2 protein-coding genes and 1 pseudogene are annotated in these 3,026 nt (G+C 55.7%); all 3 read left to right on the top strand.

Annotation, left to right across the window (positions count from 1 at the left end; genetic code table 11):
- A pseudogene (locus tag AB7E14_RS22250) lies at window positions 1–206 on the top strand (phosphomannomutase CpsG); the annotation flags it as partial.
- A 54-nt stretch (window positions 207–260) separates the two neighbouring features.
- Window positions 261–1,655 (top strand): undecaprenyl-phosphate glucose phosphotransferase, encoded by a 1,395-nt coding sequence (wcaJ, locus tag AB7E14_RS22245; RefSeq protein ID WP_043000193.1) that lies wholly within the window; start codon window positions 261–263, stop codon window positions 1,653–1,655.
- Between the two features lie 9 nt (window positions 1,656–1,664).
- A partial coding sequence (locus tag AB7E14_RS22240) for an MOP flippase family protein (protein ID WP_428169973.1) occupies window positions 1,665–3,026 on the top strand: 1,362 nt, incomplete at its 3' end.

The following is a 3,026-nucleotide window of genomic DNA, read 5'->3' as shown; positions in this document are numbered from 1 at the left end:
CGATTTCTCGGGTGGAACAACACTTTGCCAGCGAGGCGCTGGCGGTGGACAGAACCGACGGCATCAGCATGTCGTTCGTCGACTGGCGTTTCAACCTGCGCTCCTCCAACACCGAACCGGTGGTACGCCTGAACGTGGAGTCACGCGGCGATATTCCGCTGATGGAAGCGCGAACGCGCACTCTGCTGGCGTTACTGAATCAGTAAGGTCAGATCTTCCCTTACCCGCTGGCGGGTAAGGGGCTAATAACAGGAACAACGATGACAAATCTAAAAAAGCGCGAACGGGCCAAAACCAATGCATCGTTAATCTCTATGGTGCAACGCTTTTCAGATATCACCATCATGTTTGGCGGGCTGTGGGTCGTCTGCGAAGTCAGTGGACTGCCTTTCCTGTATATGCACCTGTTGGTGGCGCTGATCACGTTGGTTGTTTTCCAGATGCTGGGTGGCATAACCGATTTCTATCGCTCATGGCGCGGCGTCAAAATTTCCACTGAACTGACTCTCCTGCTGCAAAACTGGACGCTGAGCCTCGTCTTTAGCGCCGGTCTGGTGGCATTCAATCAGGATTTCGATAACCGCCTCGCGGTCTGGCTGGCGTGGTATCTGCTGACCAGCGTCGGACTGGTCTTCTGCCGATCGTTTATTCGCATCGGTGCAGGATGGCTACGCAACCGTGGCTACAACACGCGCCGGGTGGCCGTCGCAGGCGATCTGCCTGCCGGACGGGCGCTGCTCGATAGCTTCCGCAACGAACCGTGGTTAGGTTTTGAGGTGGTTGGCGTTTATCACGATCCGAAACCGGGCGGCGTTACCTCTGACTGGGCAGGTAACCTCGAACAACTGGTTGAAGACGCGAAAGCGTCACGCATCCATAACGTCTACATTGCGATGGCGATGTGCGACGGGGCGCGGGTGAAAAAACTGGTGCGCGAACTGGCGGATACCACCTGTTCGGTGATCCTCATTCCGGACGTCTTTACTTTTAACATCCTGCATTCCCGCATCGAAGAGGTGAGTGGCGTGCCGGTGGTGCCGCTGTATGACACGCCGCTGTCGGGCATCAACCGTCTGCTTAAGCGTGCGGAAGATATCGTGCTGGCGTCTCTGATCCTGCTGCTGATCTCCCCGGTGTTGTGCTGCATTGCGCTGGCGGTGAAGCTGAGTTCGCCGGGGCCGATCATCTTCCGTCAGACCCGTTATGGCATGGACGGTAAACCGATCAACGTGTGGAAATTCCGCTCAATGAAGGTGATGGAAAACGATAAGGTCGTCACACAGGCGACGCAGAACGATCCGCGCGTCACCCGAGTGGGGAATTTCCTGCGTCGTACCTCGCTGGATGAACTACCGCAGTTTATTAATGTGCTGACCGGTGGCATGTCTATCGTCGGGCCGCGTCCGCATGCGGTGGCGCATAACGAACAGTATCGTCAACTGATTGAAGGCTACATGCTGCGCCACAAGGTGAAGCCGGGGATCACCGGTTGGGCGCAAATCAACGGCTGGCGCGGTGAAACTGACACGCTGGAGAAAATGGAAAAACGCGTGGAGTACGATCTGGAGTACATCCGCGAGTGGAGCGTGTGGTTCGACATCAAGATCGTTTTTCTGACGGTGTTTAAGGGCTTTGTTAACAAAGCGGCGTACTGAGGAACGGTCATGAGCTTACGTGAAAAAACCATCAGCGGCGCGAAGTGGTCGGCGATTGCCACGGTGATCATTATCAGCCTTGGGCTTATCCAGATGACGGTACTGGCGCGGATTGTCGATAACCACCAGTTCGGCCTGCTAACCGTGTCGCTGGTGATCATTGCGCTGGCCGATACGCTGTCTGACTTCGGTATTGCCAACTCCATTATTCAGCGCAAGGAGATAAGCCATCTTGAGCTGACCACGCTGTACTGGCTGAACGTCGGGTTGGGAATCATCGTCTGTGTGGCGGTCTTCCTGCTTAGCGATGTGATTAGCAATGTGCTGCATAACCCGGATCTGGCACCGCTGATTAAAACGCTGTCGCTGGCGTTTGTGGTGATCCCGCACGGGCAGCAGTTCCGCGCGCTGATGCAGAAAGAGCTGGAGTTCAACAAGATTGGGATGATTGAAACCAGCGCTGTACTGGCAGGCTTTACGTTTACCGTTGTCAGCGCGCATTTCTGGCCGCTGGCGATGACGGCCATACTCGGTTACCTGGTAAATAGCGCGGTGCGCACGCTGTTGTTTGGCTATTTTGGCCGCAAGATCTACCGTCCGGGTCTGCACTTTTCGCTGGCGTCCGTTTCGTCGAATTTGCGCTTTGGTGCGTGGCTGACGGCGGACAGCATCATCAACTACGTCAACACCAACCTTTCCACGCTGGTGCTGGCGCGTATTCTCGGGGCCGGCGTCGCAGGGGGCTATAACCTGGCGTATAACGTGGCAGTGGTGCCGCCGATGAAGCTCAACCCCATCATCACCCGCGTGCTGTTTCCGGCATTTGCCAAAATTCAGGACGACACCCAGAAGCTGCGCGTGAACTTCTACAAACTGCTTTCCGTGGTGGGCATTATCAACTTCCCGGCATTGCTGGGCCTGATGGTGGTTGCTAATAATTTTGTGCCGTTGGTCTTTGGCGAGAAGTGGAACAGCATCATTCCTGTGCTACAACTGCTGTGCGTGGTGGGGTTGCTGCGCTCGGTTGGTAATCCGATTGGTTCGCTGCTCATGGCGAAAGCGCGGGTAGACATCAGCTTTAAATTCAATGTGTTTAAAACGTTCCTGTTCATCCCGGCGATTATTGTCGGCGGGCAGATGGCGGGCGCAATTGGCGTGACGCTGGGCTTCCTGCTGGTGCAAATTATCAACACCATTCTGAGCTACTTCGTGATGATCAAACCGGTGCTGGGTTCCAGCTATCGTCAGTACATTCTGAGCCTGTGGCTGCCGTTCTATCTCTCATTGCCGACGCTGGCGGTGAGCTACGGTCTGGGTATCGCGTTACAGGGACATCTGTCGCTCGGTGTGCTGCTGGCGACGCAGATTGCC

It is taken from the genome of Citrobacter sp. (assembly GCF_050252275.1).
GTDB classification, from domain to species: Bacteria; Pseudomonadota; Gammaproteobacteria; order Enterobacterales; family Enterobacteriaceae; genus Citrobacter_A; species Citrobacter_A amalonaticus.
This window is presented reverse-complemented; position numbering and strand designations above follow the sequence as displayed.

Excerpts from the sequence above, each read along its gene's own strand:
- wcaJ (WP_043000193.1), top strand. The coding sequence starts at position 261 with ATGACAAATCTAAAAAAGCGCGAACGGGCCAAAACCAATGCATCGTTA.